General features: G+C 43.4%; 27 protein-coding genes. 18 read left to right on the top strand and 9 right to left on the bottom strand.

The annotated features are described in order from the left end of the window. The first annotated feature begins 201 nt into the window (after positions 1-201). The 9 genes from hemH (at position 202) to LX73_RS04935 (ending at position 9,661) form a co-directional block, all read left to right on the top strand. Positions 202-1,329 carry a ferrochelatase gene (hemH, locus tag LX73_RS04975; protein ID WP_148898392.1) on the top strand — a complete coding sequence of 376 codons (1,128 nt, stop codon included), beginning with the start codon at positions 202-204 and terminating at the stop codon, positions 1,327-1,329. Beyond that, a complete protein-coding gene (gene hemA, locus LX73_RS04970; RefSeq protein WP_148898391.1) occupies positions 1,330-2,592 on the top strand; it encodes a glutamyl-tRNA reductase in 1,263 nt (420 codons plus the stop codon). Next, a complete protein-coding gene (gene hemC, locus LX73_RS04965; RefSeq protein ID WP_148898390.1) occupies positions 2,585-3,508 on the top strand; it encodes a hydroxymethylbilane synthase in 924 nt (307 codons plus the stop codon). Before hemA ends, hemC begins: the two co-directional genes overlap by 8 nt. 85 nt (positions 3,509-3,593) lie before the next feature. After that, entirely contained in the window at positions 3,594-4,331 is a 738-nt protein-coding gene (locus tag LX73_RS04960; protein ID WP_148898389.1) for a uroporphyrinogen-III synthase, read from the top strand. A 56-nt stretch (positions 4,332-4,387) separates the two neighbouring features. After that, a complete protein-coding gene (gene hemE, locus LX73_RS04955; protein WP_148898388.1) occupies positions 4,388-5,443 on the top strand; it encodes a uroporphyrinogen decarboxylase in 1,056 nt (351 codons plus the stop codon). A 66-nt stretch (positions 5,444-5,509) separates the two neighbouring features. Further along, positions 5,510-6,865 (top strand): oxygen-dependent coproporphyrinogen oxidase, encoded by a 1,356-nt coding sequence (gene hemF, locus LX73_RS04950; RefSeq protein WP_148898387.1) that lies wholly within the window; start codon positions 5,510-5,512, stop codon positions 6,863-6,865. A gap of 97 nt (positions 6,866-6,962) precedes the next feature. Continuing rightward, positions 6,963-7,958, top strand: coding sequence for a porphobilinogen synthase (gene hemB / locus LX73_RS04945; RefSeq protein WP_148898386.1), 996 nt, complete (start codon positions 6,963-6,965; stop codon positions 7,956-7,958). Positions 7,959-8,029: 71 nt separating this feature from the next. Beyond that, positions 8,030-9,328 (top strand): glutamate-1-semialdehyde 2,1-aminomutase, encoded by a 1,299-nt coding sequence (hemL, locus tag LX73_RS04940; RefSeq protein ID WP_148898385.1) that lies wholly within the window; start codon positions 8,030-8,032, stop codon positions 9,326-9,328. Between the two features lie 15 nt (positions 9,329-9,343). Further along, positions 9,344-9,661 (top strand): DUF6787 family protein, encoded by a 318-nt coding sequence (locus LX73_RS04935; protein ID WP_148898384.1) that lies wholly within the window; start codon positions 9,344-9,346, stop codon positions 9,659-9,661. Here LX73_RS04935 and LX73_RS04930 read toward each other — a convergent pair. The 5 genes from LX73_RS04930 to LX73_RS04910 all read right to left on the bottom strand — a co-directional run bounded on the left by LX73_RS04930 (position 9,658) and on the right by LX73_RS04910 (position 12,728). Then, positions 9,658-10,026, bottom strand: a complete 369-nt coding sequence (locus LX73_RS04930; protein ID WP_148898383.1) for an MmcQ/YjbR family DNA-binding protein — start codon at positions 10,024-10,026, stop codon at positions 9,658-9,660. The two genes, LX73_RS04935 and LX73_RS04930, sit on opposite strands and share 4 nt — an antisense overlap. Before the next feature lie 264 nt (positions 10,027-10,290). Next, positions 10,291-10,665, bottom strand: a complete 375-nt coding sequence (locus tag LX73_RS04925) for a DUF423 domain-containing protein (protein WP_148898382.1) — start codon at positions 10,663-10,665, stop codon at positions 10,291-10,293. Positions 10,666-10,668: 3 nt separating this feature from the next. Further along, complete coding sequence (locus tag LX73_RS04920) at positions 10,669-11,055, bottom strand: hypothetical protein (RefSeq protein ID WP_148898381.1); 387 nt, start codon at positions 11,053-11,055, stop codon at positions 10,669-10,671. 62 nt (positions 11,056-11,117) lie between these two features. Then, entirely contained in the window at positions 11,118-11,768 is a 651-nt protein-coding gene (locus LX73_RS04915) for a CDGSH iron-sulfur domain-containing protein (RefSeq protein WP_148898380.1), read from the bottom strand. 120 nt (positions 11,769-11,888) lie between these two features. Then, positions 11,889-12,728: an SDR family oxidoreductase gene (locus tag LX73_RS04910; protein WP_211359369.1), complete on the bottom strand. Its 840-nt coding sequence runs from the start codon at positions 12,726-12,728 to the stop codon at positions 11,889-11,891. Between the two features lie 135 nt (positions 12,729-12,863). On the opposite strand from LX73_RS04910, the gene LX73_RS04905 reads away from it, so the two are divergent. Continuing rightward, entirely contained in the window at positions 12,864-13,298 is a 435-nt protein-coding gene (locus LX73_RS04905; protein ID WP_148898378.1) for a sll1863 family stress response protein, read from the top strand. Positions 13,299-13,416: 118 nt separating this feature from the next. Here the strand turns inward: LX73_RS04905 and pruA are convergent, their stop codons facing one another. Next, the gene (gene pruA / locus LX73_RS04900; protein ID WP_148898377.1) at positions 13,417-15,048 is read right to left on the bottom strand and encodes an L-glutamate gamma-semialdehyde dehydrogenase; all 1,632 of its coding nucleotides are present in this window, start codon (positions 15,046-15,048) and stop codon (positions 13,417-13,419) included. Positions 15,049-15,150: 102 nt separating this feature from the next. Beyond that, entirely contained in the window at positions 15,151-16,521 is a 1,371-nt protein-coding gene (gene hemG, locus LX73_RS04895; RefSeq protein WP_148898376.1) for a protoporphyrinogen oxidase, read from the bottom strand. A 139-nt stretch (positions 16,522-16,660) separates the two neighbouring features. Here hemG and LX73_RS04890 point away from each other — a divergent pair, with 139 nt between their 5' ends. From LX73_RS04890 to LX73_RS04870, 5 genes are all read left to right on the top strand, one after another. Continuing rightward, entirely contained in the window at positions 16,661-17,716 is a 1,056-nt protein-coding gene (locus tag LX73_RS04890) for an iron ABC transporter substrate-binding protein (protein ID WP_148898375.1), read from the top strand. 65 nt (positions 17,717-17,781) lie between these two features. Next, a complete protein-coding gene (locus LX73_RS04885) occupies positions 17,782-18,924 on the top strand; it encodes a DUF3373 domain-containing protein (RefSeq protein ID WP_148898374.1) in 1,143 nt (380 codons plus the stop codon). A gap of 63 nt (positions 18,925-18,987) precedes the next feature. Beyond that, a complete protein-coding gene (locus LX73_RS04880) occupies positions 18,988-19,554 on the top strand; it encodes an FMN-binding protein (RefSeq protein ID WP_148898373.1) in 567 nt (188 codons plus the stop codon). Continuing rightward, entirely contained in the window at positions 19,554-20,057 is a 504-nt protein-coding gene (locus LX73_RS04875) for a hypothetical protein (protein ID WP_148898372.1), read from the top strand. Before LX73_RS04880 ends, LX73_RS04875 begins: the two co-directional genes overlap by 1 nt. A gap of 2 nt (positions 20,058-20,059) precedes the next feature. Next, positions 20,060-21,034, top strand: coding sequence for an FAD:protein FMN transferase (locus LX73_RS04870; protein WP_148898371.1), 975 nt, complete (start codon positions 20,060-20,062; stop codon positions 21,032-21,034). On the opposite strand, the gene LX73_RS04865 is transcribed toward LX73_RS04870, so the two are convergent. Next, complete coding sequence (locus LX73_RS04865; protein ID WP_148898370.1) at positions 21,031-22,548, bottom strand: hypothetical protein; 1,518 nt, start codon at positions 22,546-22,548, stop codon at positions 21,031-21,033. The genes LX73_RS04870 and LX73_RS04865 overlap by 4 nt on opposite strands. Before the next feature lie 105 nt (positions 22,549-22,653). Between LX73_RS04865 and LX73_RS04860 the strand changes: the two genes are divergently transcribed. The 3 genes from LX73_RS04860 to LX73_RS04850 all read left to right on the top strand — a co-directional run bounded on the left by LX73_RS04860 (position 22,654) and on the right by LX73_RS04850 (position 25,032). Then, the gene (locus tag LX73_RS04860; protein WP_148898369.1) at positions 22,654-23,025 is read left to right on the top strand and encodes a carboxymuconolactone decarboxylase family protein; all 372 of its coding nucleotides are present in this window, start codon (positions 22,654-22,656) and stop codon (positions 23,023-23,025) included. A gap of 12 nt (positions 23,026-23,037) precedes the next feature. After that, positions 23,038-24,180: a BamA/TamA family outer membrane protein gene (locus LX73_RS04855; protein WP_148898368.1), complete on the top strand. Its 1,143-nt coding sequence runs from the start codon at positions 23,038-23,040 to the stop codon at positions 24,178-24,180. Positions 24,181-24,291: 111 nt separating this feature from the next. Next, on the top strand, positions 24,292-25,032 hold the full coding sequence (locus LX73_RS04850; RefSeq protein ID WP_148898367.1) for a uroporphyrinogen-III synthase: 741 nt from the start codon (positions 24,292-24,294) through the stop codon (positions 25,030-25,032). Between the two features lie 283 nt (positions 25,033-25,315). Here LX73_RS04850 and LX73_RS04845 read toward each other — a convergent pair whose 3' ends face one another. Continuing rightward, a complete protein-coding gene (locus LX73_RS04845) occupies positions 25,316-26,497 on the bottom strand; it encodes a DUF5050 domain-containing protein (protein WP_148898366.1) in 1,182 nt (393 codons plus the stop codon). Positions 26,498-26,787: the final 290 nt, after the last annotated feature.

The following is a 26,787-nucleotide window of genomic DNA, read 5'->3' as shown; positions in this document are numbered from 1 at the left end:
AAGGTAGATAAAAGATTGCCATAGATTCGTTCTAAATAAAATCACCTGTACCTTCTTCAAATTCCCTTCACAAAGAATGGGTTTCTTTACCATGATAATTCATAAACTGCTAAAACACTTGAAAGACAGTAAAAATGTAGCTGACTGTAACTGGTTAGTGTTTTCGTAGTAATAGGTTTAGAGTCAAAAAAAGAAAAATTTATGTCCACTGAAGAAAAACGTATTGGCGTTGTTCTTATGAACCTCGGCGGTCCTACGGCCGATTATGCTGTTCGCCCCTTTTTATATAATCTGTTTCGCGATGAAGATATTATTAAGATAGGCGGTGGAAAATTTCAAGACTTTTTTGCGAATATCATTTCTAAGTTTCGGGCATCCAGCGTGCAGGAAGATTACGAAGAAATTAATGGATGTCCCCGTGGATGCATGGGCAATAAACACTGCTTGAATCGTAAGAATAGTGTTACCTCAACCTGTTGTTCGCCCATCAATAGCCTGACTGAAAAACAGCGGCGGGGACTCGAAAAGCATCTTAAAGGTGTTATGCCGGATGATCAGTTTGTGAAGGTCTATACCTGTATGCGCTATTGGCTGCCCTTTGCTGAAACTACCATGGAGGACATGGAAGAAGATGGTATTACTCATGCGGTGATGGTTCCGCTGTATCCACAATTTTCGTGGACAACCACTGGAAGTAGCTATCGTGACTGGGAAACCAAGCGAGAAGATAAGTTTGGCCACGACACGCCGTGGAAAGAATTCCACGTTAAGAACTATCATTTGAATGATGATTATCTTTCGGCCATGAACGATCGTATTGATGAGGCATTGGCCGAGATGGATGAGGAAACGAGGAACAAAACCCATTTTATTTTTAGCGCGCACGGCACGCCCAAGCTCGAAGTTCGCAGTGGCGATCCTTATACTAATGAGATTAATCAGACTATGGAAGCAATCATGGAGATGCGCGACTATGACCATGACTACTGGCTGGGCTACCAGTCAAAAGTAGGTCCGCAAAAATGGACACAGCCCAACACTGCTGAATTGGTTGAGCGTCATATTGAATACGGCATTAAGAACTTTTTGATGATCCCCATCGCCTTTGTGACTGATCATGTAGAAACGTTATTTGAGCTTGGTGTTGAGCTGGTCGAAGATCTTGAAGAAGAGGGGTACGAGTTTGACAATCTCAAAGTCATGGAAGGTATTAATGATCATCCTAAGTTTATTAAAGCGCTTGGGGACCAGGTGTTACATAAGTTGGATCATGAGATATCAGTTGATGGAGCGTTAGAACAGCAACCGCAAAAACAATCAGCTGAATAGATGTCAACAGATCATCCGCAAATATCTGATTTTTGTGCCGTCGGAGTAAACCATTGGGAGGCTTCGATTAATGTACGTGAACAATTTAGTTTAAGTGATGATCAGGTTCACGAACTTATAGAAGGTGCTAAACGCGAAGGTATTGACAGTCTCTTTGTAGTATCAACCTGTAATCGTACCGAAATGTTTGCCCAGGATATTGCTCCCCAAGAGTTGATTCGGCTGCTGGTGACGTATTCCAATGCATCACTTGAGGAGTTTCATAACTATGGATTTGAGAAAGAAGGTGAGCGTGCGGTGGAGCATCTGTTCCAGGTTACGGTAGGTCTTGACTCCCAGATTTTGGGTGATGTTCAAGTGGTGAACCAGGTAAAAGAAGGATATGAGCTGGCCGGCCGGATGGATGCGGTTGGCAGTGAGCTTCACCGGCTGATGCAGCACGTCTTTCGGGCGCACAAGCGATCCCGCAACGAGACGTCTTTGGGCGAAGGAGCTGCTACAACGGCCTATGCCGCAGTCCAGTTTGCTATTGAAGCTTTTGATAATCTGAAAGACAAAAATATTTTGCTGGTCGGCACTGGCAAGATTGGCAAAGTGACTTGCAAGAATTTAATCAACCTTGGAGCAGAGAAGCTGACGCTTATCAATCGGACTCGGGATCGTGCAGAGTTTGTAGCTGATAAGTTTAATTTGCAGGTAGCTGATATGGAAAAGCTGCCGCAAGAAATTGCCGCATCTGATTTGATTATCGTGGCTACAGGAGCACAGGAGCCGGTGGTGGAACTTGACGATATGAAACCTTCAATTTTGGATCCCAATTTTAAAGTGATGGTGGATCTGTCAGTGCCGCGTAATATTGATCCCGAAATTGGTGATCTGAATTTTATAGACCTGGCTAATATGGATTTCCTGACGGATGTGACCGATGAGGCCTACCGTAAGCGCGAAGAAAATATTCCGTTGGTCAAAAAGATTATTGATGATGAGCTTACGGATTACAAAAATTGGCTCAGTAAGCAGAAGGTAGTGCCAACGATCAAGGCGCTGACTAGCAAATTCGATAACATTCGCGAAGATGAATTCGATTTTTTTAAGAATAAAATTTCGGATACTGATCGTGACAAAGTTGAGAATCTAACCCGCCGTATTGTTAATAAAATTGCCGCTTACTCCATCGAGCACCTGCGTGACCATCACGAGTCGGAAGAGGTGACCAAAGTGGTTAATGACATGTTTAAGCTCGAAACCAAAGCCAATGAGTAAGCAAAATACTATTCGTATCGGTACCCGGGACAGCCAACTTGCCACGTGGCAGGCCAAGCAGGTAGCCCAAAAATTGAAAGGACTTGGTTACGAGACCGAGCTTATCTTTGTAAAGTCACAGGGTGATATCGATCGTACCACACCACTTACGGAGTTGGGAGGAAAGGGCGTGTTTACCAAAGCACTTGACGATGCGCAGCTTACTGATGAAATTGATATTGCTGTCCACTCTTTTAAAGATCTGCCAACCGAAAATCCGTTACCGCTTAAGGTTGCGGCTATTTTAGACCGAGCTGATCCACGTGACTCATTGGTTGCGCCTGGTGGAACGCGCTTCCTTGATGATCCCAATTATGTAGCCACTATTGCTACAGGCAGTAATCGCCGCCGTGCGCAGTGGTTGCATCGGTATCCTCATCACGAAGTTGTTGGTATTCGCGGAAATGTTAATACCCGGTTAGAAAAAGTTGAAAAAAACAGTTGGGATGGTGCTATCTTTGCTGCGGCAGGCTTGGAGCGTATCGATCTTGAACATCATATCAGTGAGTACCTCGACTGGATGGTATCAGCTGCGGCACAAGGAGCTATGGCAGTAATGATACGGGAAGAAGATACGGAGATGGAGGAGGTTGTTTCTCAATTAGATCATGATGAGACCGCTCTGTGTACAACAATTGAACGCGACTTTCTGCACGATATGGAAGCAGGATGCAGCGCTCCGGTAGGTGCGTATGCGTTTATTGACGATGGTCAAGTACATTTTAAAGCTGTTGCATTGACACTGGATGGCCGTGAGCAATACGATTATGAAGAATCTGTATCAGTAGGGCAAGCCGGTGAACTTGGTCATGCGGCGGCACAGGCCCTTCTCAGTCAAGGTGCGATCAAAGTTATTGAAGAAATGAAATCAGAATAAGAAGTGAACACAGATTTAGCTGGTTTGATTGATTTGCAAGATCTTAATGTTTGCTTAATCTGTGTTATTAGCGTTCTATTTATTTATGAGACAAGATAAACGAAATATTTTAGTTACGCGTCCATTAACGGCGCGGCAGATCGAGTATGCTCGTATATTAGGACTCGAACCGATTATCAAACCTGCGCTACATTTCAACTTCCCTGATTATTGGGACAGCGTGCTTAAAGTAATCAACGAGAACCTAAAGTCGAATTGGGTCTTTACTAGTACGAACGGCGTAAAAGCATTAAACGAACTAATGCAGGCCGGCTTGCAAGTGCGTCCCGAAGTGCAACTATTTGCAGTGGGTTCAAAAACCAGAGAAGCCCTACAGGATTTGGGACTCAATGCAAAAGTCCCTCGGACCGAAGACAGCGAGCATTTAGCTGAGCTGATTATTGAAGAGGGTAAAAGTGATTCACTTATTTATTTTCATGGTAATTTGAGCCGCGATGAAATGACTAACCGGCTTGTTGAGAATGATATTGAAGTTATTGAGGTAGAAGTATACGAAACGGTTATTAACCCTGTAGAAATGCCCAGAGAACATATAAGTGGTATTCTGTTTTACAGTCCCAGTGCTGTCGAAGGATTTGCACAAGGTGAAGGTTTTGATAATGAGTTGCCGCCGCTTTTTGCTATCGGGCCAACAACAGCAAAAGCATTAAAAAAAGAAACGGATCAGCATATTGAAATTGCTAAACAGCCCGATACCGAAGTACTGCTCCGAACAACTTCTAATTATATCTTTAATCAGGTTCAAGGAGAGACTTCAGATTAGACCGATTCATTCGTGCTTGTCTGTCAGGTCTGCATCCAATAAAATAATATAGATTGATGAGCAACAATTTTCCAGAACTTAAAAACGATTTGTTACTTCGTGCTCTTCGTGGTGAAGAGGTAGAACGTCCGCCAGTGTGGATGATGCGACAGGCTGGACGATACCTGCCGCAATATATGAAGTTGCGTAAGAAATATACGTTTTTCGAACGTGTCGAAACGCCGGAGCTGGCCTGTGAAATTACTATCCAGCCCATCGATGAATTGGAGCCCGATGCGGCTATCCTTTTTTCTGATATTTTGACGATTCCACAGGCACTGGGCATTGATGTGGATTTAGTAAAGGGCAAGGGGCCGGTAATGGAAAATCCTATCCGAAGCGTGGATGATGCTTTTGCTATTTTGGCTGAAGATGTGCCGGAGAAGCTCAATCATGTAATGGAGGCAATCACATTGACGCGTAAAGAACTCAACGGGCGGGTTCCATTGATTGGTTTTGCCGGTGCACCATGGACGCTCTTTTGCTATATGGTTCAGGGTGAAGGATCTAAGCATTTTTCCAAAGCCAAAGCCTTTATGTATCAGCATCCTGATGCGGCCAAGCATGTTATGAAAGAGTTGACCAAGGCAACTATCGATTATCTACAGGCACAAGTGGATGCCGGGGCGCAGGTGGTACAACTGTTTGATTCATGGTCCGGCTTGCTAAGTCCTGAGGATTTCAACGAATGGGCTATGCCGTACTTGATGGAAATTTGTGATGCTATTGATGAGGTGCCTGTCATTCTTTTTGCCAAGGGCAGTTGGTATGCATTAGAGCGGCTCAGTTTTAAAAGTAGTGCTGCTGCCTTAGGCATCGATTGGACGATCACTCCAGAATATGCTCGTGAAAAAACACGTGGTGACATTGTACTGCAGGGCAATATTGACCCCTCAAAATTATTGATGTCGATTGATGAAATTGAGCACCAAACCAAGCGAATGATTGATCGTTTTGGTCCCCAAAAATATATTGCAAATCTGGGTCACGGCATTCGCCCGAACATCCCTGTAGATCATGCCCGTGCCTTTGTGGATACGGTTAAGGAGTATGAAGCAAAAGCAAGTACTTAAACAGCTTAGTATCACAATCTCCCCCTTTGAAGGGGGAGTAAGGGGGATGACCTAAAGCAAGAAATTATGTCAGTTGAAGATAATAATTACGGTTACAATAAGGATCTAAAAGAGCTTGCCCGTAAACTTCGTAAAGATTCTACCAGTGCTGAAATTCGGCTCTGGAGTGAACTGTTACGGGCAGGTAAGATGAAGGGTTATACTTTTTTGCGCCAGCGCCCGGTATTAAATTATATCGCTGATTTTATGTGCAAGGAACTCCAGCTTGTTATTGAAGTAGACGGCTATTCACACGAGGATGAGCGAAAGTGGTATGAGGATAAAGAGCGGCAAAAAAAGCTCGAAGAAAAAGGTTTTACAGTACTGCGATTTTCGGATGAGGAAGTTATGAACGATCTCAAAAATGTTGAACGATCTATTAAAGGATGGATTGTAAATCATCCCCCTGCCCCCCCTTCGAAGGGGGACTCGAACGCATCCCTGAAAAATAAGTTTAAGGCCTACATCCAAGATCTTCAGGATAAAATCTGTAATCGTCTTGAAGATTTTGAACCCAAAGCCCGGTTTCGCCATGACGACTGGGATCGTGAAGGAGGGGGCGGTGGGCACAGCCGCGTGATTGAAAAAGGAGAAGTATTTGAAAAAGGCGGAGTCAACATTTCGGCGGTGCATGGTGAGCTACCAGAGTTAATTAAAAAGCGCTTTGAAGTTGATCAGGGCTGGTTTTGGGCCGGGGGGCTTTCGCTTGTACTACATCCCCAAAGCCCGATGGTACCTACAGTACATGCCAATTTCCGCTATTTTGAACTTTACGATGATGCGGATATGAACGAAGTGCGCGATTGTTGGTTTGGCGGCGGTGCAGATTTGACGCCTTATTATTTATGGGATGAGGATGCGGTGCATTTCCACCAGGTACTAAAGAAAGCTTGTGATGAGCACGGCAAAGAACTGTATCCTAAATTTAAAAAAGAGTGCGACGAATATTTTTATAATGATCACCGTTCGGAAGGGCGCGGTATTGGTGGATTATTTTTTGATTACCTGCGGCCTACGGATAATCGTTTGGCAGAAGATTGGTATCATTTTACGACTGATGTAGGAAATGCATTTTTAGAAAGCTATGTGCCTATTGTCGAACGGCGTAAGGATGAATCATATTCTGATCGGCAACAATACTTTCAGGAGATTCGTCGCGGCCGATATGTAGAGTTTAATTTGATCCACGATCGCGGTACTTTATTTGGTCTGAAAACTGATGGCCGGACGGAGTCGATTTTGATGAGTTTACCGCCGAAGGTTCGTTGGGACTATGACTTTGAAATTGAGGAAGATAGTCGAGAAGCATGTTTAATTGAGCGGTTTAAAAATCCTATTGACTGGATTGAATATGGTAAAGAAGAAGGGATTCTAAATAACTAGTCTAAGAAGAAAAGGTTGTTTAGGGCAGTTATAAAAACTGAATGACTCCAAGATCTGTTTTAATTTTTTAGAAAAGTAACGTTTAAAAACTGTTGACATGACACACGGACAATTTCCATATATTCGCGGGCGACGGCTTCGGGCAAGTGGGGCCATCCGCGATATGGTGGCAGAACACAATCTTAAGCCAGCTGATTTTATCGCCCCGGTTTTTGTGATGGAAGGCGAAAATGAGAAAGTCGAAATTCCATCCATGCCCGATTACTATCGATATACGCTGGATTTGCTGCTCGAAGAAGTGCAAGAGCTAAAGAATGTAGGTATTCGTTCACTGGTAATTTTTGCCAAAGTGCCCAAGAATAAAAAAGACAATAAAGGTACTGAAGCATTAAATTCCGAGGGATTAATGCAGAGAGCCGTTCGTGCTATCAAAGAACAATTTCCTGAAATGTTGGTGATGACCGATATTGCGATGGATCCGTATTCCAGCTATGGGCACGATGGTATTGTAGAAGATGGTAAAATTTTGAACGATGAATCCGTAGAAGTGCTGACGAAAATGGCCGTAAGTCATGCCGAAGCGGGAGCTGATATGGTGGCTCCATCAGATATGATGGATGGACGTATTGGATCCATGCGCCAAGCACTTGATGAACAAGGATTTAACCACACTGGCATTATGGCCTACAGTGCTAAATATGCCTCCGCTTACTACGGGCCCTTTCGAGATGCACTGGACTCTGCGCCCGGTTTTGGTGATAAAAAAACCTACCAGATGGATCCGGCGAACGTGCAGGAAGCTATTAAAGAGGCACAGCTGGACGAACAGGAAGGAGCAGACATCGTGATGGTTAAGCCCGGACTGCCGTACATGGATGTAATTCGGGCGGTTAAGGAGAATGTAAGCGTGCCGGTATCCGTTTATAATGTATCTGGTGAATATGCGATGTTAAAAGCCGCGGCCGAAAAAGGTTGGCTAGATGAAGAACAAGTTATGGTGGAAACGCTGGTTGGCTTTAAACGTGCTGGTGCTGACCTCATTGCAACGTATTTTGCAAAAGCTGCATCGAAAATATTAAAGAATAAATTGTAACCAACGGTTCATGTCATGCTGATCCTGACATGAATTCAAGATAACATGGGATTAAAATTAATTATTTGAATATGCAAGAAAAGAGCGAAAAGTTATTTAAGCGAGCACAAAAATTTATTCCCGGCGGTGTAAATTCTCCGGCCCGGGCTTTTAATGCTGTAGGTGGGTCACCTGTCTTTTTCGATCAGGCTGATGGGTCTATCCTTATAGACGTTGACGGTAAACAGTATATCGATTATGTAGGATCGTGGGGACCTATGATTTTGGGCCATGCCTATGAGCCGGTTATTGAAGCTGTACAAGAGACGGCTGCAAAATCTACTTCATTTGGGGCTCCGACCGAAATTGAAGTAAAAATGGCTGAGCTCGTCAAGAAGATGGTGCCTGGTGTTGATAAAATACGCATGGTAAATTCAGGTACCGAAGCGTGTATGAGTGCCATCCGCGTGGCGCGAGGATATACCGGTAAAGATAAGGTCATTAAGTTTGAAGGGAATTATCATGGGCACGGTGATTCATTCTTAATTAACGCCGGTAGTGGAGCCCTGACATTAGGGACGCCCAGCAGTCCGGGTGTTACGGAAGGTACGGCAAAGGATACGCTCACAGCCAGTTTTAATGATTTAAATTCAGTAAAAAAACTACTCAAGGAATATGAAGGTGAAGTAGCGGCGATTATTATTGAGCCGGTAACCGGGAATATGGGGTGTATCCCGCCCGAGGAAGGATTTTTGGCCGGTCTCCGTGAGTTGTGTGATGCTCACGATGTAGTACTTATTTTTGATGAAGTAATGACTGGTTTTCGCGTAGCCAAAGGTGGAGCCCAGCAGCGATACGGCGTTACGGCCGACTTGGTGACCTATGGCAAGATCATCGGTGCAGGATTGCCGGTAGGTGCTTTTGGCGGCAAGCAGGAAATTATGGATGTAGTTTCACCTGTTGGGGATGTATATCAGGCAGGTACGCTGTCGGGCAATCCGCTGGCGATGGCTGCGGGATATGCGCTGCTCTCGGAGCTGCACAAAAATCCGCGGCACTATGATCAGCTCGAAGAAAAGACAACCTATCTCTATACGGGCTTAAAAGAAGTGTTTGCAGATCATGAGGTGCCGGCTACGATTAATCGGGTAGGGTCAATGATTAGCGTATTCTTTACCGAGCAGGAAGTAGTGGATTTTGAAACGGCTAATACCACAGATCAGGAATTCTTTAAAGCTTATTTCCATGCCATGTTAGAGAATGGTATTTATTTGCCCCCGTCACCGTTTGAAGCGTTATTTTTAGCAAACTCATTAACGCAAGAATTATTGGATGAAACGATAGAAGCCGCTGATAAATCAGTGCAGCACGCATTAGAAACTACAAAATAGCTATCCCAAAATACGATGGGTGAACTGATTGACAAGCTAATGGAACGGTGGGGGGTCGAGACAATCGGCGGCTTACTGCTTATCCTGTTTATCTTTTCGATAACGGGAATGACCGCACTGTATGTACGAAAACTGGTCTTTGGGTGGTTGGGATTTAGTTCCCAAACGCCCTTGGTGGTTGAAATCCTAGCCTGGGTATTGGTGGTATTTCCATCCTACCAGATTTTGTTTCTCTTTTTTGGATTTATTCTCGGCCAGTTTGAATTTGTGTGGAATTTTGAAAAGAAAAGCCTCCACCGCATCAAATCTTTGTTTGTGCGCGAAAACCGTTAATCGTCCTCTTCCATTTTTTCCAGCTTCTTTTGTTTTTTGCGCGAAAGATCTTCTACTACTAGGTTGTAGGAGTCTTTAATCCATTCCTCAATGAGTTCATCATCCAGTTTCCCTTCAGGTATTATCGTATTCCAGTTTTTCTTATCCATGTGTTGTCCTGGCTGTACTTCCTCATAGAGGTCGCGCAGCATCGCTGCTTTTATAGGGTCACACTTAAGGTTGATACCCTCATAGGTATCAATATTTGTGATAGCAAAAATTTTGTCCATTACTTGAAAGGCCAGGGTCGTTTCATCATCAAAGGGAAAGTCTTTGGATACGCCATTGAATGAAAGACAAAATTCTTGAAAATCGTCTAGGGTCATGAATATTAGTTATTAGTGAAGTTTTTTACTAATTAAGTGAGCTTTTCAGCGTTGTAAATAAGTTATTTTGTTCTAAATGTGGCTAACCATTACATAGATAGTTGTATTATTGTGCTTGCCACAGATTATAAAAGCTGTCTCTAAGCAATTGAGACAATGTTCAATAATTAGTGTTAAGTTATAATATTGAACGGGAACTGCAAGTCTTTTTTATAGTTGTGGAAACTGGGAATCTGGATGAGCGAAAATCGTAACGTGATCTATTTACATTGTTTGCCAAAGTGTAGTGGCCAGCATGATCCATCCAGCGATAAAACAGAGCCCCCCGACGGGTGTAATAGCACCTAGCCAGCGGAGTCCGCTAATTGACAAGCTATATAAGCTGCCCGAGAAAATGACAATACCTGCAACCATTAGCCATCCCGACCATTGGAGCAGAAGAGAATCAGGAAGCCAGTGAGTTATCACTCCTATGAAAAGAAGGCCAATAGCATGGTAGAAATGATAGCGGACACCAGTCTCAAAAATATCGAGCATTTCTTGGGTAAGCATTTCCTTAAGTCCATGCGCACCAAAAGCTCCCAGGGCAACAGCAACTGCCATTGCAAGACTGCCAATTATTAGAAATAGCTTTTGCATAGGTTATTCTCGTTCACATTGTACAGCCATCCAGTCGTCATTAAACGAAACGTCTCCCACGGCGGTAAGATTTAGGGACGAAGCAAAATTGATGATATACTCTTGGTCCAGCTCGCTATCTTCATTTTCGTCTCCATCTTCATAAGCTAACCAAAGAGTACCGTCTCTTTTCATTGATCCTTTAAGTAAAGAGAGGCATGCTTCCAGTGTTTTGCGGTTTTCTATAAAAGCAAGCAATATATCTACCCGGGCACCAACTAAATTATCAGTGAATTCAACATCATCCGGCAAGTCGCCAAGCAGATCCATGATATCATCTGGCTCGTGAAAGAACCCGATTTCCATGCCCGATTCGATGTTCATATTTTCTGCCACAGTTTCGGAAGACATAGGTACAAAGGGTTATGTGTTAATAGTTAGATATTATATCTGTTGTTGAAATATAATGATGGTTATGCTTCAAATCCGACATCTTTATGCGTACCATCACAAAAAGGTTTGCCGCTGGATTCTCCGCATCGGCATAGTGCTACATTTTTTGAGCTATTTACCGCTTGGTTAGCAATGGAATGAACGCGATACGTACCCTCTAAAAGCATAGGGCCATCATCCATCAGTTTTACAATAAGTTTCTTTGGGGATGTGTCACCGTCGTCGGTAGGATTTAGTTTTGCTTCATCAAAGCCAGCTTCAGCATTGAAATCAATTTGCTCATGAGAATTATCGCAGAGTGGTTTGTTTTCCGATGCCCCGCATCGGCACAGCGCAACGCGCGTATCTTCAAGCACTGTTTCTCCCTCTGCATTTTGGATTTCGATATTACCCCGTAAATAGAGAGGGCCATCAGGAACAACAGTAATTGTATTTTCCCGCGCTGGCTTTTCCTCTTCCGCGCCAGAATAGTGCAATGCACCAGTGGGACAATGATGGACCGTTTCTTTAATTTTTTGGGCTGATGCCTCCTCAGGTTGTATCCACGGTTTTTTCTGGGGATCAAAAACCTCGTTAAGATTATTTACGCACTCTGCTGAATGGATGCATCTGTTCTTATCGAATTCGATAGTTAATTCTTCGGACTCGTATGTTTGTATATCTTTTTCCATACCAAAAAATTTTGTTAACGGTTCCTCCCATAAAATAGATGTTTTAAAAGCATCTTCAAGTGAATGGGAAAGTTAATTTTAACTGATCAAAATATGTTACGCAAAAGAATATCCTGCATATTACGATTCTACCAGTTGGAGTTTGTCCATGGGATTGGGGTACGTAAAGCGGTAATCCAGTAGTTCTTTTAGTTTTCGGTTAGAGACCACTTTATAATTTTTGTCTTTATCTTCGTTTTCATCAAAAGAAGGTGGTTCCAGCCCAAGTGATTCTGCTGCAGCGGGGTAATACATATTCTTGGGTGGATGTCCATCGGAAACACCGTTAAATATTTCGCCTCTTACATCTTTATCAATAATTCGATCAATAATGCCGATACAATCATCGCGGTGAATTAGGTTTATAGGAGCATTCCCGCCGGATACATTCTTGCGTCCTGCCAAAAAATGTGCAGGATTTCGATCATAGCCATAAAGACCACCGAAACGAATAATGGTGGTATCGAAAGATTCTTGCTCCATTAATAACGTTTCAGCCTTCAATAATGCATTGCCTGAAGGCCGTTTGGCATTACCTTTTTCAGTATCCGATTCTGCAACAATGCCCGGTTGGGGAGGATAAACAGAGGTAGAGCTAATAAATATGAGGCGATCAATTGGACTGCCACTAAGTTGTTCTGCAACAGTATTTATTTGTTGAAGATGGTATTCTTCAATGTTGTCTCGACCTCGTCCCGGCGGAATATTGAGTACTAATAGATCACTATCCCAGAAATCATTACACTCCTCGCATTCAATTTGGGGTGTAAGCTCCAGTAAAAAAGGAGTAATATTTTTATTTCTGAGCAGATTGAGTTTTTCTGCTGAGGTTGTTGATCCCTTAACTGTGTGACCACTATCACGGAGGTTCTCAGCCAAAGGCAGGCCAAGCCATCCGCATCCTAAAATGCTGATTGTCATAATTTATATCCCAGTTGAAAATAACAGCGTTAAATATCTAAAAAGTGCAGAGCAATGTCATTATTAATGATTGGAACAAACATCAGTATGTATGTCACTATTATATAACGAATAATGAATTAAATCTATTCCATTATGAAACGTATTTCACTTATTATTTTTGTGATATTTGTGAGTCTGGCTTTTTTAGGATGTGCAGAGAAGTCAAAAGATAATATGAGCCAGACTCAAGAAGAAGCTAAAGAAACAATGGAAGCTGCACAAAAAGAGCTTGAAGTAACTAAAGAAGAATTTATAAACAATGTAGAGGAAGATTTGGCTGCTATCGAATCCGAGATGGATATTTTACAACAAAGGATTAGCGAGGAGTCCGGTGAGTCTAAAGCCAAGCTAAAAAAGCAGTGGCAAAAGATGCAGGATCAGAAAGAAACACTGGAAAATAATCTGGAAGAGATGAAGGCTAAGTCTCGTGAGAATTGGCAGGATTTAAAAGAAGGCGTTGATGCCCAGCTAGACAGCCTTAACAATTCTTTTAATAACCTAAAAGAAGATTTAGGTATTGACTCATAATTTTTGAGCGCAGAAGAACAAAAACAAAAAAGGCCCCGAATGCTCGGGGCCTTTTTTAGTTAAAGCATTTAATTTTCATCGGGCGGCTAAGATTGTCATCCGATGAATAGCATATGCATTATTCGTCACCCATAAATGGATAAGTCCAGTCTTTGGGTGGCTCCTGGGTTTCTTTGATAGAACGAATCGAAATCCAGCGCATCAAGTTGGCCGCACTTCCGGCTTTATCGTTTGTGCCGGACTTTCGTGCACCACCAAAGGGTTGCTGGTTTACAACGGCCGCAGTGGGCTTGTCATTAATATAGAAGTTACCGGCTGCTTGACGCAGACGATCGGCCATTTTATTAAGAGCATAACGATTTTGTGAGAAGATTGCTCCTGTAAGTGCATATGGCGACGTATTATCGCATAGTTCGAGTGTTTCATCAAACTTGTCATCTTCATATACATAAGCCGTTAATACAGGACCAAAGATCTCTTCTTCCATGGTTTTGAAGTGAGGGTCTTTAGCATGTACAAAAGTAGGTTCAATGAAGAAGCCTTCCGAATCATCATAGTCACCACCAAGCAGAACATCGGCGTCATCAGCATTATGGGCATAGTCGATATACTCAGTGATGCTGTCGAAAGCCCCCTGATCGATAACAGCAGTCATAAAGTTGCTGAAGTTTTCTGCTTCGCCCATCTTAATTTTTTCAACTTCAGCAGTAAATTTCTCTTTGAACTCATTCCACAACGATTCCGGAATATACATGCGAGAAGCAGCAGAGCATTTTTGCCCCTGAAATTCGTAAGCTGCTCGCAGCGCAGCAATAACCAGTGCATCGACGTCTGCTTCATTGTGTGCAAAGATAAAGTCCTTACCGCCGGTTTCCCCAACAATACGTGGATAAGTGTTGTACATTTCAATATTGTCAGAAATGCTTTTCCACAAGTGCTGGAAAGTTCCGGTAGAGCCGGTAAAGTGTAGTCCTGAGAGATGTTCACTTTGAAGTACAGGATCTCCGATATCGGCACCGTTACCAGGCAGAAAGTTAATAACACCATCGGGCAGACCTGCTTCTTGCAGAAGTTTCATGATAAAGTAGTTGGAATAGACCGAAGAAGTTGCCGGTTTCCAGAGGGCAACGTTTCCGCAGATTGCCGGTGCTGATGGCAGGTTCCCCGCAATAGAGGTAAAGTTGAACGGAGTAACTGCAAAAACAAATCCTTCAAGTGGACGATACTCCGAGCGATTCCACATTCCTTCAGGGGAATCGGGCTGATCTTGATAAATCTGAGTTAAATAGTAGGCATTAAATCGGAAGAAGTCGGCCAGTTCGGCAACAGCATCAATTTCAGACTGATGGGCGGTCTTGGATTGTGCCAACATAGTAGAGGCATTGATTTTATATCGCCAAGATCCTGACAACAGGGCTGCTGCTTTCTTAAAGATAGCTACGCGATCTTGCCAATCCATCTTTGCCCATTCTTCACGAGCTTCCATAGCAGCATCAATAGCCATTTCCACTTCTTTCTTTCCACAAAGGTGTGTTTCACCCAGTTTGTGGCTATGGTCATGGGGCGTCACAAGATCAGTAGTGTTCCCTGTTTTTACTTCTTGACCACCAATAATAGCAGGGATCTCTATTTGCTGCGCTTTCAGGTGTTCTATTTCTTCTTTTAGTTTTTCCCGTTCGGGTGTGCCCGGGGCATAAGAATAAACCGGTTCGTTCTCCGGTTCCCGGAGTTCAAAAAATGCATTAGCCATAATACTGTCTTACTTTATTTTCAGATTTTCTTTGGTACAAAAATGGTTCTTTTATTCCGTTTATGAAGGTACTAAAATTTTAGCAAAATTGACGAAGGGAGCTTATGTCTTTTTATTATGATCTCTTAAGAATGAGGATACTTTTTCAGCAGTTTTCATTCCTGTTGATATGCAGTCTGGTACTGATACGCCATTGCGATAGTTCCCATCGAAGTAGAGGCCCTGCTGCTGCCGCTCTATTTTCTCCATCTGGGAGATAAAGCGATCATAGCCAACCTCGTATTGGGGGATAGCTTTATCCCAAAATTTATGATGGCAAAATAGGGGATCGCCTGCTATACCCAGCAGTTCATCGAGTTCGCTTGTTACTATAGAACGTAACTTTTGTTTAGGCTTTGAAGCCAAACTTGGATTTCGAGCTCCTCCAATAAAGCAGGTGATGAGATGATGGCCTTCAGGAGCACGTCTTTCAAAAAGGGTGGACGAGAATAGGCACCCAAGAAGATTATACGCCTCAACTTCAGGGACAAGCATGCCGAATCCGTCTAGCGGATGGGAGACCTGTTCTTTTTTATAGCCTAAAGCCAGCACGCTGAGTGGAGCGTAAGGAAGTTTAGCAAACTCATCGAAAATAGTGTTCTCAAAAATCCCTGTTGTTGCATAAGCCGGTATGGTAGATACCACACAATCATGTTGATTTGTAATATTTTCTGTACCGGTCTTTGCTTTAACCTGCCATCCACCATCTTTGGAGGTAACAGATGTAACTGTTGTGGATGTTTGAATGGCTCCGGATAGTTCAGTCGCTAGTGCTTTTGGAAGTACCTGATTACCTCCATCAAAAGAGATTAATGCTTTTCTGGGAGAGGTATTTGAACGATCCTTTTTAAACATGCCTTTGACTAGGCTTCCATGTTTTTGTTCCATCTCCCAGAGTTTCGAAAAAGTATGTTTAATGGAAAGCTGTTTGGGATCGCCCGCAAAGATACCAGAGACAAAAGGATTCACTCCGTAATCAAGAGGCTGTTTGCCCAGTCGACGTTCAATAAAATCAGCGATACTCTCATCTTCTTTTGCCGACGCTTTAATAAAAGGCTCTTTCAGGAGCCGTAACTTTGCGCCCGCAGAAAATAGCGGAGTAGACAAAAAACTCCCGAGTGAGTTTGGTAGGACAACAGCCGTGCCATTTTTAATGATAAACCGTTTTTGAGCGGCCTCATTTGCTTCTCGGATGCGTTCATCAAGTTCCAGTTCGGCCAGAAAATCCCAAACTTTTTGTGTGCGTACCATCAGGGTGTTGGGCCCCTCCTCAACTAGCCAATCGTCTTTCTGTGTAGAATGGATAGCACCACCTACTTCGTCCCGTTTTTCATAGACTGTGACAGGCACATTTTGTTGGGCTAGGACATGGGCAGTTGTTAGTCCCGAAATACCTGCGCCAAGTATGGCAACAGGGGATTTTTTATTAGTCATTGTATAATAAATTAAATACCTTCCGTTCCTTAATTAGAATTAATCTAATTAAGCATAGTGTTTCGTGCGGCTCGTCTGTCTCGAGCCCGATGATACGCTTTTAATGTAAACGAAAAGTGAAGATCTCGGATCAGATATTATGAAGCAATTAACAAAAGTATTTCTTACCGTATTGACGATTTTTCTAATTGGTTCTTGTACGCAGTCTTCTTCTGACCAATTGGTGGTTTATTCCGGACGTAGCCAGGCACTGGTAAAGCAACTGGTCACCGATTTTAAGAAACAGACTGGTATCGATATTGAAGTGCGTTATGGAAACGATGCCGAATTGTTGGCCGTGATGAGTGAAGAGGGCGACCAAAGTCCGGCAGATGTGTATTGGGCAAATACAACAGGAGCTCTTGCACAGGCAAAAGAACAGGGGATGTTAACAACACTGCCTGATTCATTGATTAAAAAGCCGGATGCTTATCAATCTGCAAGCGGAGAATGGGTACCGGTAACAGCGCGATTTCGAGTCTTGGCATACAATCCTGAAACCGTAAACCCTGAAGATCTGCCAAGCTCAGTTCTTGATTTACCAAAAATGGATGGATTCAAAGGTCGCATTGGATGGACACCCACCTATTCCAGTTTCTATGATTTTATCACAGCTCTTCGATTGACCGAAGATAACGAAACGGCTAAAAAGTGGCTTCTGAATATGCAGCTTCTCAATCCTAAAGCTTATAGTTCTAACACGCCGATGGTACAGGCTATTATGGCCGGTGAAATCGATCTCGGACTCACCAACCACTACTATGTAATCCAAACAAAGCATGGGGGCAAGGAAGGATATTTCGAAGATCATGAACATTATGGAGAGGAAGGTCCTAACCCTGATGCTAATATTGAAACGTATCACTTTGACAATGGCGATATTGGAAACTTGGCATTAGTAACAGGAGTGTCACAGTTAAAAACTGCTGATAATCCAAAGCTGGCACAGAAGTTCATAAGTTTTCTACTGTCAAAACAGGCTCAAGAATATGCGGCTCAATCAGTGAATGAATATCCGGTAACAGAAAAGGCGGAACTCCCCAAGTATATGCTGGAAGCTAAAGAGGCCTTGGAATTGAGTCCCGACTATGATTATGAGCAGCTCAAGCAGCTTGAAGGAACGTTAAATATGCTGCGCGAAGCAGGAATTATTTAAGAAGTTTAACCTATAGATCAGTCACCTGAAATATTAATTAATAACCTAATACTACGAATAGAAATATGCGTTTTTTAAAAACAGTTAGTTTAGCAGTCATTCTTCTTCTGTCATTTTCAATGGCAGTATTTGCCCAGCAAGGAGCTACGCTCGGGGGATATGGAGAGCTTCATTACAATGATGTGACCTACAAAGCCAATGGACAGCAGCCGCCGGGCAAACTCGATTTTCATCGTTTTATCTTGTACGCAGGATACGACTTTAATGACTGGGTTAAATTCCGTTCAGAGTTAGAAGTAGAACATACTTATGTTGAAGAAGGACAGGGCGAAATTGCTCTTGAACAGGCTTATATTGATCTGGCTTTTAAAAAGAGTTTTGGTGCCCGTGGTGGTATTATGTTGGTTCCTATGGGAATTGTAAATCCTGTGCATGAGCCCCCAACATTTAACGGTGTCGAGCGTCCGAATGTAGAGAAGTACATTATTCCATCTACATGGAGAGAAGCCGGTGCCGGAATTTACGGGAAAACCGAATCTGGACTGAGTTATAAGCTCTACCTGATGGCTGGTCTGGATACGGAAGGAATATCGGGAAGCAGTGGTATTCGTGGCGCTCGTCAAAAAGCGTATAAAGCTTCTACCGACAACTGGGCAGTAACGGGACGTTTAGACTATCGTCCGAACTTGAATCTTACTTTTGGTGCTTCTTATTTCTTCTCCCAGCTATCTTCGAACTATACGTATGGTTCAGCAATGGACGGAGCTGCCATTCATATGATTGATGGGCATGCAATATACAACAACGCTGGTTTTGAAGCTCGCGGATTGTTTGTATATAGTGCAGTAAGTAACGCGGATGATATTAACACTACGCTCGGTTCCGGAGTATGGGCACCTTCTCATCAACCTATAGGTGACACACAGTACGGTGGGTATGTGGAGCTTTCGTACGATTTGCTTCGTTTCAAAGAAGAGCCAACGGAACAGCAGTTGAACCTGTTTGGCCGTGCTGAAGTATATGATACCCAGGCATCTACGGTTAACGTTGTCGATAATCCAGAAAACGAACGATACGAATATACTTTTGGCTTGACGTATAAGCCGGTATCTCAAGTTGCTGTTAAAGCAGATTATCAGCTGCTAACAACACAAGGTGGTTTTAATGACAAGCACCAATTAAACATTGGTGTAGGATATAACTTCTAAGCAATTATTACCATTTTCAAGGGAGAAGTCTTCGGATTTCTCCCTTTTTATATTTTTGATGATATGAATAGAACGGTTATTTCTACATTCTTTGTATCTATTGTCCTGTTGTTGGTTTTAGGTAATAACGTTATGGGGCAGGTACATCCTGATGAGCTAAACGAAGCACTTATTTCTAAGTCAGTAAACGAAGTTTGGGGAGTGAAACAAAAGCCTCAATGGACGGAAATTGTAGTCTCTGACAGTACGGCTCAACTGATTGCGGATAAGTTACGGGCAAAGGCTGAGGTGCCGGATACGGTATATGTAGGTACGATTACTACGGGGGGAGGCACACAATATGTTTTGCCGGATATTGCCCCAAGTCGTTCCGAAGAGTTTACGTATCTACTCTATTTTGATTCTTCAAAAAAGATTACCGGTATTGATGTATTGGACTACCGGGAAAATTATGGATATGAAATTGATTACTCTTATTTTCGAGATCAGTTTAAAGGAAAGACGAAACCAAAGCAGGTGAGATTTAGGAGAGGCATACAGAATATAAGTGGTGCTACTATATCAGTTCGTTCTATTACCAATTCTGTTCATGATCTCTTATTAATCATTAACCAGATATCATTACCCTAATGAAATCATTACCAGTACTGAGAGCATGGCCCAAACCTTTTAAAAAGCTGGTTTTCACCTTTGTATTGATCTCTTTTATAGGGGTAGTCGTGGGCGGTGTGATGATTGAAGTAACGACGCATTTAACCCCACAGGGCGTGGTAGAGCAATATAAAGGAATTAGTAAAAGTAAAATTGAGGCTTCCGAGGAATTGAAGTTCCCCAAGCCCGTTAAAGAGATGCTCATTACTACCCATAATCATATCTTAGGTCTTTCCTCCCTGTTTTTTATAACGGGTTTTTTATACTTGGCAACAGGTAGAGATTCTTGGCTGCAGCTTTCTATTGCGGTAGAGCCTCTTATTTCACTTTTTGTAACGTTTGGGGGATTATGGGTGATGCGATATCTGTGGTCACCATTTGTTTATATAGTAATATTAAGCGGGGCCTTGATGGTGGGCACTTACGCGTGGATGAGCTTTGTCGTTATGAAAGAATCGTTATCAAAACAAGATAAGGGCTAATTATGAGTGTTGACCGTAAACAGTTTTTGCAATTAGCTATCACCGGTGGTCTTGGTACGCTTTTGGGTGGATCTGTAATTCCTGACAAATGGAGTGAAGGGGGAGTTTCTCTGACATCGGTGAGCAGACAGAGTGTTGTAATGGGGGCAATGATATCTTTTCAGGTTGTGGCAGAGACTGAAAAGGCAGGGTATGAAGCTATTCGTCGTGCTGAGCAGACGTTCCGTTCTCTCGAGAAAAAGTTTTCTATGTATGATGAGAAAAGTGAGATGGCGATGCTTGCCCGCAAGGCTGGAACAAAGCCTGTGGTCGTTTCTGATGAGTCCGTAGAACTTTTGCGTTTTGCAAAAAATGTTTACCAACAAAGTGATAATTATTTTGATGTTACCGTTGAGCCAGCAATGAAGCGTTGGGGCTTTCGCGATAACCCCGGAAAAGTTATTTCTCGACCTACAGATGAAGAGTTGAGAAATCTGGAATGTATTATAGGTTCAGATAAAATTATCATTGAGAATAATAATATATTGCTTGCCGAGCAGGGTATGGCGATTGATACTGGGGGGATTGCCGGTGGATACGCACTTGATAAAGCGATAGATACAATGAAGAAGTGCGATATTTCTGCTTCCTTTATTAATTTCAGTGGAGATGTTCATTGCTTTGGTAAACCTTTTAAGGGGCAAAAATGGCCAGTCTACCTCGTGGATCCACAAACACAACAGCCTATTGCAGATCCTGTGGAACTTTCTAATGAAGCCTTAAGTACCAGTGGTGCCTATCAAAATCGCAGGCATAATTCTAAAGAGCAGTCGTGGGGACATTTGCTGTTACCTAATCAGGCAGAGCCCGTAGAACCGGTTGGTTCTGTTAGTGCTGTTCACTCTTCTGCCATCTATGCTGATGCGTGGTCAACAGCTTCTTTTGTTGGTGCCGACGTCCCTTCTGAGGTGCGTACAGTGCTATTGCCTGGCAGTTAAGGAATTTGCTGTGAGTCGTCTCTTGGGGAAAAGATGTTCATCAGCTGGTTCAGTACTCCGTTACCAACTACTGATATTTTATCTTGATTGCCAAGTGATAAAAAGCGCAGAAAATTACGCAGCTCTACCAAGAGGGAGGGGGGATCAGTCACCAAGGTGTCACTGGCAATGATATGTTCCCAGTCCAGCGGTTTATCAAAACTGATGCCATGTTGTTCCATCGTTTCTTTATAGACATGGGCAATAAGCCCATAGCCAATAGTGGTGGGATGGATACCGTCAAGACTAAAAATACCCCCCTTAAAAACTTTCCCCGTTTGCTCATCCACCCGTAGGTAATCAGTACTAAGTACAGGTTTGCCCGGTGATTCAACAAGGTGTGCGGTCTCAGGATTATTTTCCATAGCCTTGCGAAAATCCTTGGGATATGGAATGCGAATGTCGCCTCCCAGCCGTCGGCGTGCAATACCGCTCACATACTGGTTTAATGGTACTGTAATCCAGCCGTATTCTTTTGCTACTTTTCGAATAATGGCATTGTATTCATCAACATGCTGATCCAGCGAAATCGCCTGCTCTTTGGTGAGGTGTGGATGAACTTCGGGATCAAAATCCGCGTCCCAGATCCAAAAACGTGTATAATAATCGAAATAGCCGGTGTGTCCCTCGCGGGATTTGTCGGCATTCACGCCGCGAGATACCGGAGGAATGGTAGCATAGGGTATAGTTTGAGTAATGACTCGTTCTGCTCCAATTTGACTGACCTTCTCGGCCAGTGTGCGAAATTCTTGCTCAAAATGTTCTGGTCGATATACGGTATAGTTGCGGTCGGAGGGGAATTTATTAAGATCCTCTTCTTCAGAAAGAACAAACTTTAAGTCAGACACAGCTCCGATAATATTATTATGTCCCATAGAGACAATAAGGTTTTCTATGCCTCCGTGATTTTGCAGGTAAGTGACGTTGTCAATGGGTGTGTTACGGCTAAAGCGATTACCGAATGAGGGATTCAGGACCAGCCGAGCCGTAGTGTACATGGCGTGGTCGGGCAGCATATCAAAAATGGAATAGGTTTCTTTTCGCGTTTCGATATGTTTGCGACTATTTTCTTCGGTAACCATCCAGGCATCGTTCATGGCAAAGCCCCAAACCGACTGATTATGGAAGGGTACATTCCGGTCAATGTTAAGGGGCTTCATTTCGCCCTCCCAGTATTTTTTTATCCGCTTGAGAGTAGAATATAAATGCGTGATGGCTGGCAGGTATTCATTCCATTCGATGCTATGGTCAAACTCATCTTCCAATCCGCGGGTAAGTACTTCCAAATTTAGCGGTATACCGGCTTGTGCCGTAAATTGAGGCTGGTCAAAATCGGGTGTCGGTTCCCAGCAGTTACGCAAAAAACTGGGAAAGTTAAGATCCGTGCGATAAATGCCGCCATTTTGAAACCCCTGGCTGACGCTGTCTCCTAACACTACAAGTTTATGTTTGGGGGTATCCTTTGATCCTCTCATTAATAACAAATAAAATTATCGAGCACACACAATTACCAATTAAAGTTCCTGTGAAATTCTCGTATCTTAACGACTTATTTTTACAATCAGAAAGTAAGTAAAACAATGAGCAAAACAGAAAATAACCGTTTAGAAGAGTTTCGCAAAGATCGAGAAGAGGCAAACGAAAAAATTCTCAATCTTGACCATTTGGGAATCAAGCGTTTTTTTAATCTTGATAACAATACCTATTCTGACGGTGCGTTGCCAGCCGAAACTAAAGAATTGCTGGGACTGGTGGCCTCAACAGTATTGCGCTGTAATGATTGTATCGATTATCACCTTGAGGAGGCAGCCAAGGCCGGTTTTTCAAAAGAGGAACTCGTAGATGCTCTGAGCGTGGCGCTGACGGTGGGTGGGAGTATTGTAATTCCACATCTTCGACATGCGAATGAGACGCTTGAAATATTGGAAGAAGAAGGCACTTTGGATTCATAAATCATATCTGTTGTGATTCGATATTTTTTTCTTAGCATAGTAATGTTGTTCAGCTGTAGTTCAGTTTCTGTAGCACAGCTGGTTGGCGGAACTGTAGGTGCTGATTCTGTAAATAATGCTGTTGTCCCGGTTGTGAGTTATAGTTCAATTGAAGGGTTGGTAGGTGGTGCTATATATAACCGGTATGATTACAGCGGTACTACTCGTCCTTTTAAAAACTATTTGGAGTCGGCGGTTTTGGTATCCACAAAGGGTTTTATAGAAGTAGATGGACGGTTTGAGCAAACTCGTACTTTTGATCGCAACATCCGAAGTATCTGGAAGACGTATTTTTATCGCTATACGTCCGATGTTTATTTTGGAGTAGGTAATGATGTACCTTTTTCAAAAGCACGATGGGAAAATGGTTACTATTATTTCCGTTCCATCAGCTTAGGCTTGAGCTACACGATGCGAAAACCAATCTATTCAGATGATGATAGTCAGCTGGATGTAAAAGCAGGACTCAGTACGTCCTATCAGATTCCGTACACTAAAAAGCAGCAGTCTTCTTTTGCCCGGCAGCCACCGCCCGGCAGTGATGGCGGATGGGTAAATACCATTTCTACCGGGTTGATTTGGGAAAACCGGGACAGCGAGTTTGATCCTCATCACGGCAATCGCGCAGATTTGGAAATTCGTTATACACCGGAACCGGTAAGCAGTTATGCATTTACATCTTTCAGCGCCGGATTCCGTCAGTATTTTCAGTTATTCAACTGGCTAACCGTAGCCAATCGGCTGCAGCTTCGGCACGTACAAGGTGATGTTCCTTACTGGGAACTTTCTACCCTTGGCAATAAATCAACACTCCGGGGATATCCGCTAAATCGTTTTAAAGGGAACAGTTCAATAGCCTATACGCTTGAGGTGCGTGGCTGGCTTTACGAGTTTCCTGAATTTTATCAGATGAAGCTGGGAGCCCATGTATTTGCCGATGCCGGCCGCGTATTTACCCCACAAAATGATGCCGCCGATTTATTTGAGGGGTACAAGCAGACCGTCGGATTTGGCAGCGCGATGTCTATTTTTAATCCTGACTTTATTTTGCGCGGTGAAATAGGATTTTCTGAGGATGTAAGCCGTATTTATATTGGTATAGGATATTTATTTTAACGAACCACAATGAGGAGTAAATCTGCAGGAAAGTTCAAGCTAGTAATTAACCTGCGTTTTGCGTATTCATAGTTTGATTGATAATTAAAACCAGCATTTTGCTAACGCGATATGAGTAAATCTATATTATTGACAGCCGCTATCGAAGATACCGAACAGTTTCGTAATGCGCTGGAAGAGCAGCAAGTAGATTTGTTGTACTGTCCACTGGAAACGTATGAGTTACTCAAAGAGGATCAGCAGGTGCAAGATACATTGCAGCAGCTGGATGAATTTGAGAATATTGTACACGGCAGTAAGCGTAACGCGAAATTTTTTGTGCAGAAGCTTAAGCAGTATGATAAGATCGAAGCGGCGCGAAACCAGCTAAATTTAGCGGTTGATCAGCATACTGCAGACTTTTTAGAGGAAGCCGGCATACCGGCTGTACATCCGCATTCCGATGGCGAAGCCATAGATCTGATGGAGTTTATGTTGCGTATTAAGCGTCTGGGGGATACACTTTATCCCTGTGGTGACGAGACGGCTGAAGATCTGCCCGGTTTTTTGCAGGAATTGGACATGCCGGTAGAAGAGCTTGTGCTGTTTACGCTAGAAGGACCCGGAGAGCCGAAGTTGCAAGAGTATCAAAAAGAAATTGCGGCACAACAGGTGGAAATTATTGTTTTTCATTCTCGTCGATCAGTGAATCGAACGCTGGCGGCCTTTCCCAACCTTAATTTTGAGGATGCTCATATTATCTCTGCCGCCCAAGCTGTTACAGACAAACTGCAGAACGAAGACATTAGCCCGGACGTACAGGCCGATGGCAGCTGGAAAGGTATTTTAGAAGAAATTGGTGCATTGTTGTAATAGTATTTGGGGTTATGGTTTTAAAAGCCGACCGTTAAAACCATATTGACACAGTTCCGAGTATTCGGGAAATATCATTTCTCTAATTCGTTTAGATCATTATTATTTAAATTTTTATTTCCAGCTGATAATAATCTATCCCGCCAACTCTTCCAGGGGGGGTAATCTTCTATGCTGTAATAGTTCTGCTTGAATTCGATAAGCAGGTATAAACATAATAAAACCCGCAGTAGCTGTGACGCCACTGCGGGTAAAAGTTATTATTCGGAAAAATACCCATCGTTTACTCCATCGGGCTCCAGTGTGCATAGCTTTCAAATGCACTATTTGCCGTTAAGTTGACGAGGGTACCACTGCCGTCGGCATTGATTTTATAGATTTCAGCATTCCCGTTGCGGTCAGTGTCAAATACCAGCTCGGAACCATCCGGTGACCAGCTGGCCCGCTGATCGTTAGCAGAACTGTTTGTTACTTGCTGCACGCCGCTGCCGTCGGGGTTCATGGTATACACCTCATTATTGCCCGAACGGTTGCTGGTAAAAGCAATTTTGCTGCCATCGGGTGACCAACGGGGTTGCATATTACGATCCGTATCGTTTGTAAGCTGCTGGCGGCCGGTGCCGTCTGGGTTCATAGTGTAAATTTCCGCATCTCCGTCGATATCGCTGGTATAGAGAATCTTGGATCCGTCCGGCGACCAGTGGGGATATAAATCAGCAGCGTTGTTGTTGGTCAGCCGTTGTTCCCCGCTGCCGTCGGCATTGATTTTATAGATTTCATTATTACCACCTTGTGGTTTTGCATAGGCTATTGTACTGTTATCCGGAGACCAACTGACATAACTTGTCGCCGGTACTGGAGAGGCCAGTTGCTGAACATTAGAACCATCAGCATCCATGACAAAGAGCTCAAAACTACCACTGCCATCATTTAAAAAGGCGATCTTAGTACCATCGGGAGAGATAGTAGGAGCACCATCTTGGGTGGTATTATCGGTTAGTTTCGTCGGTGAGGAGCCGTCGGTATTCATTAGGAATATTTCTGGATCTCCGTCGCGGTTACTGTTAAAGGCAATCTGGCCGTCGGCGACCGTCTCGCAGTTCACGTCGAAGGAGGTAGAGGTGGTATCCCCGGCGGTAATGGTCACCGTTTGGGGATTACTGCCGTTGACCGAGCAGTTGCCGGCAATACCGGTTAGTTTGGCATCCACGTCCCCTTCGGAGAGGCCGGCCAAGATTACGGTGCCCGAGGAGGACACGCTTTGGCTGGCCCCACCGGCAGTGACGGTGTAGCCGTCGCCGTCAATATCGTCGCCGGTGCTGTTAGTAGCCACTTCCACCGCCCCGGTGGTGGGCTCGTCATTATCGTTGTTGTTGCCATTGGTCGGGCCATGGCCGTCATCGCCACAAGCCGCCACCAATAGGATGGTCAAGAATAAAGTCGCTAGTTGTATTGGTCGTTTCATAATGGAATAAGAGGTTTGTTTAAGTTAACTGTCGTGATTGGATATCATCACAGGTTGTTATACACATCGGCGGCAGGGGTACCCCTAAGGGAATTACCTGCCCAACAAAGCCAACGATAGACTACTCCTACATTGCAATATGCGTATCGGAAGAGAAAAAGAGGACAAATGAATTTGATCATAAACCCCGGCAGGTCTGACCCATAATAAAACCCGCAGCAGCTGTGACGCCACTGCGGGAAAAGATTATTTGATGACAAAAAGAGTTTACTACCGGTTAATCTTGGGTG

This window comes from Fodinibius salinus, from assembly GCF_008124865.1.
Classification (GTDB): domain Bacteria; phylum Bacteroidota; class Rhodothermia; order Balneolales; family Balneolaceae; genus Fodinibius; species Fodinibius salinus.
The sequence above is the reverse complement of the archived record's forward strand: the minus strand, read 5'-3'. Positions and strand labels throughout refer to the sequence as shown.